The following is a 4,205-nucleotide window of genomic DNA, read 5'->3' as shown; positions in this document are numbered from 1 at the left end:
CCAAGCATCCCGTCGCCGACGCCGTCGTACGCAGCGGCCTCTGCTCGGTCCTCGTCACCGACGAGGCCACCGCCCTCCATCTCCTCGATGGCTGAGTCGCCCGCGCGAGCACCGCCACACCGACACCACCTCGTTCCAACCGCCCCTCGACGTCATCCCCCTGGTGCCGCAGGCCTCGTGCGATCTCGCCGTCGGCCTCGCCATCCAGTCGATGACGGAGGCGCCGCCCGCTCCGGGCGTGCACCTCATCGCGCCCGAGTACCACGCGCACGGCTCCGTGGTGCCGCTCCCGCCCGACTGACCCGACCGACCCGGCGTCGGCTCGGTCCAGACGGAACCCGACCGATCCGCCGGCGCATCGTCGAAGCGCTTCGATTACCTCACGTCGATCCGCCGGACACGACTACCACGCGACATCCGCACCAACGAACCACCCACCAAGGAGAACGCAATGAAGCACACCAGAATCGTGGGCGCGGCGGCGACGATCGCCACCGCGGCACTCGTCCTCTCCGGATGCTCCGGCTCCGGAGGAGGAGGCGGCGACGACGACACGCTCCGCCTCTGGCACTACGAGAGCGACACCAGCGCGATGGGCATCGCCTGGGCCGAGGCCATCAAGGTCTTCGAGGAGGAGACCGGCGCGAAGGTCGAGTTCGAGGAGAAGAGCTTCGAGCAGATCCGCTCGACGGCGAGCCAGGTCCTCAACTCCGACGAGGCGCCCGACCTGCTCGAGTACAACAAGGGCAACGCGACCGCCGGGCTGCTCTCGAGCCAGGGCCTGCTCTCGAACCTCGACGAGGTCGTCGCCGACCACGGCTGGGACGACCAGCTCAGCCCGAGCCTGCAGACCACCGCCAAGTACGACGAGAACGGCATCATGGGGTCGGGCAGCTGGTACGGCGTGCCCAACTACGGCGAGTTCGTCGAGGTCTACTACAACAAGGACGCGTTCGCCGCGGCCGGCCTCGAGGTGCCGACCACGCTCGACGAGTTCGAGGACGTGCTGCAGGCGTTCGCCGACCAGGGCGTCACCCCGTTGTCGGAGTCGGCCGCGGAGTACCCCCTCGGCCAGCTCTGGTACCAGCTCGCGCTCTCGAAGGCCGACCGCTCGTTCGTCGACGACTACCAGCTCTACACGGGCGACGTCGACTGGGAGGGCGACGAGATCTCCTACGCCACCGAGACGATCAAGGACTGGACCGACAAGGGCTACATCTCGACCGACGCGAGCGGCCTGAAGGCCGAGGACGCCGGCGTGAGCTTCATCAACGGCGACGCCCCCATCTTCTTCTCGGGCAGCTGGTGGCACAACCGGTTCAGCACCGAGATCGACGGCTTCGAGTGGGGCACGTTCCTGTTCCCCGGCGCCGAGATGTCGCCCGGCTCGGCCGGCAACATGTGGGTCATCCCCGAGCGCGCGCAGAACAAGGAGCTCGCCGCCGAGTTCATCGACATCACGATGCGGCCCGAGATCCAGGCGCTCATCGGCAACAACGGCGGCGTGCCCGTCGCGGCCGACCCCGCCGACATCACCGACGAGAAGAGCGCCGAGCTCATCGCGAACTTCAACGCCCTCACCGATCGCGACGGCATCGCGTTCTACCCGGACTGGCCCACCCCGACCTTCTACGACGAGCTCAACGCGGGCCTGCAGGAGCTCGTGAACGGCACCAAGTCGCCCGCCGAGGTGCAGCAGCAACTCGGTGAGCAGTACCAGGCCGGCGTCGACGACATCGTCGGCTGACGCCACGGATGCCGCGGGCCGGAGTGTGCGCCGAGCCCGCGGCATCCGACCCCTGAACGGAAGGACCCACCATGGCCATCGCTCCCGACACCCGGGCGCTCACCACCCGCGACGCCGGGCCGCGAGCCCGTCGCGCCCCGTCGAGCCAGATCCCCGGATCGAGCCGCAACGCGTACTGGCTCTACCTCGTGCCCGGCCTCGCGCTGCTCGCCGTCATCATCGTCATCCCGTTGGTCTGGAACGTCTACCTGACGTTCACCGACTACCGCGGCATCCGCCCGCCCGAGTGGATCGGGCTCGACAACTGGATCGAGCTCGCCGGCGACTCGGTGTTCTGGACGTCGTTCGGCAACTCCATCGCCATGATCGTCGCGATGGTCGTCGTGCCCACGCTCCTCGGGCTCGTGCTCGCGGCCATGCTGTTCGACCTCATCGGCAAGAAGTTCGGCGGGAAGCTCGCGAGCTTCCTGCGGGCCACGTACTACCTCCCCCAGATCCTGCCGGCGGTGATCGCGGCCATCGTCATCGGCTGGATCCTCCGCCCCCAGAACGGCGCGCTGAACCAGATGCTCGAGGCGGTCGGCCTTGGCGCACTGCAGCAGAACTGGCTCGGCGACCCCGACACGGCTCTGCCGAGCATCATGGTCATCATGATCTGGGTGCAGCTCGGCTACCCGATCGTCATCTTCATGGCCGCGCTGCAGCGCGTCGATCCCGAACTCTACGAGGCGGCCGAGCTCGACGGCGCGAACTGGTTCCAGCGGTTCCAGGCCATCACCGTCGGCATCATCCGTCCCGAGATCTTCGTCGTCACGCTCACCTGCACGATCGCCGCGCTCAAGGTGTTCGGGCCGATCTACGCCCTCACGGGCGGCGGCCCCGGCACGGCCACCATCGTGCCCGCGTACTACGCGTACAGCGAGTTCTTCCAGTCCCAGCAGGTGGGCTACGGCGCGACCATCGCGACCGCCCTCACCGTCGTCATCGCCGCGGTCAGCGTGGTGTTCATCCTCGTGCAGAACCGCGTGGAGCAGAAGGAGGAGTCCCGATGAGCGCCGTACTCGACGAGGCCACCGCCACCCTCGACGCCTCCGTCGAGGAACCGAAGCCGGCTCGACCGGGACGCGGCGGCAGCCGGCGCAAGACGGCCGGCGACTGGATCGTGCTGCTCGTGGCGATCCTGCTCGGACTGCTCATCGCGGTGCCGTTCCTGCTCATCCTCGTCAACTCGTTCAAGTCGCCCGCCGACTACAACACCTCCGGCCCGCTGACCCTGCCGACCTCGCTCTACTTCGACGGCATCACGGCGTTCTGGGAGCGCGTCGACTTCCCGCAGAAGCTCGGGAACAGCGTGTTCATCTCCGGACTCGTCGCGGTCTTCGCGGTGCTGCTCTCGATGCTCAACGCGTTCGCGCTCGGCATCGGCCGGGTGAAGGGCCGGCTCTGGATCGTCGTCGTCATCCTGCTCGCGAACATGCTGCCGCAGGAGGTGCTGCTCTACCCGCTCTACTTCATGTTCAAGGAGGTCGGCCTCTACGACAGCCAGTGGGCCGTGATCATCATCTTCACGGTCATCCAGTCGGCGTTCGGCACGTACCTGCTGGCGTCGGTGTACGGCACGTTCCCGAAGGAGCTGCTCGAGGCCGCGTCGCTCGACGGCGCGAGCCGGTGGCAGATCCTCTGGCGCGTGGTCTACCCGATCTCGCGGCCGACGCTGTCGGTGCTGCTCATCTTCTTCTTCATCTGGACGTGGAACGAGTTCCTGATCCCGCTCACGTTCCTCGTGTCGAACGACACGCAGACCGTGCCGGTGGCGATCACGGTGCTGCAGGGCGACCGGCTCATGGATGTCACGACGACGAGCGCGTCGGCACTGCTCGGCCTCATCCCCACCCTCGTCTTCTTCCTCATCTTCCAACGCACCCTCACCCGGGGCATCACCGCAGGAGCAGTCAAGTAACCATGAAGTTCACCGATGGGTTCTGGCACACGCGACCGGGCGTCGAGGCGCTCTACGCCCAGGACGTGCGCGACCTCGTGGTCGACGGCGACGAGCTCGTCGCCTGGGCGTCCACCCGGGTCGTGGAGCGACGCGGCGACACCCTCAACCGGCCGATGCTCACGGTGTCGCTGGGCAGCCCGGCCGAGGGCGTGATCCGGGTGCGCGTCGAGCACCACGAGGGCGGGCGGCGCGATCCGGGCTTCGCGGTCCGGTCGGATGCCGCGTACCGGCCAGAACTGTCCGTCGACGACGAGGGCGGGGTCGTCCACGCCGGCTCCCTGCGTGCGCGCGTCCGCCGCGGTGCGCCGTGGGAGCTGACGTTCGAGCGGGCCGCAGGATCGACGACGCGATCGGCCAGACGATCGCGACCGCGATGGCCACGCCGAGGAGGTTCGAGACCGTTCGGCCCAGCAGCGGGATGACCAGCCAGAACGTCACGCCGAGGTAGACGAGGAT

Annotated in this window: 5 protein-coding genes; all 5 read left to right on the top strand. The window is 68.2% G+C overall.

All coding sequences use genetic code 11. From position 1 onward, the window contains the following. Window positions 1–163 precede the first annotated feature (163 nt). The 5 genes from GH736_RS18250 (at window position 164) to GH736_RS18230 (ending at window position 4,171) form a co-directional block, all read left to right on the top strand. A complete protein-coding gene (locus GH736_RS18250; RefSeq protein WP_159605864.1) occupies window positions 164–301 on the top strand; it encodes a hypothetical protein in 138 nt (45 codons plus the stop codon). A gap of 150 nt (window positions 302–451) precedes the next feature. Then, the gene (locus tag GH736_RS18245) at window positions 452–1,747 is read left to right on the top strand and encodes an ABC transporter substrate-binding protein (protein WP_159605862.1); all 1,296 of its coding nucleotides are present in this window, start codon (window positions 452–454) and stop codon (window positions 1,745–1,747) included. Between the two features lie 71 nt (window positions 1,748–1,818). Continuing rightward, a complete protein-coding gene (locus GH736_RS18240) occupies window positions 1,819–2,799 on the top strand; it encodes a carbohydrate ABC transporter permease (protein ID WP_159605860.1) in 981 nt (326 codons plus the stop codon). Then, window positions 2,796–3,707, top strand: a complete 912-nt coding sequence (locus GH736_RS18235) for a carbohydrate ABC transporter permease (protein WP_159605858.1) — start codon at window positions 2,796–2,798, stop codon at window positions 3,705–3,707. Before GH736_RS18240 ends, GH736_RS18235 begins: the two co-directional genes overlap by 4 nt. A 2-nt stretch (window positions 3,708–3,709) precedes the next feature. Next, on the top strand, window positions 3,710–4,171 hold the full coding sequence (locus GH736_RS18230) for a hypothetical protein (RefSeq protein ID WP_159605856.1): 462 nt from the start codon (window positions 3,710–3,712) through the stop codon (window positions 4,169–4,171). The last annotated feature ends 34 nt before the right edge of the window (window positions 4,172–4,205 follow it).

The sequence above is a fragment of the Agromyces humi genome, assembly GCF_009720255.1.
Taxonomy (GTDB): domain Bacteria; phylum Actinomycetota; class Actinomycetes; order Actinomycetales; family Microbacteriaceae; genus Agromyces; species Agromyces humi.
This window is presented reverse-complemented; position numbering and strand designations above follow the sequence as displayed.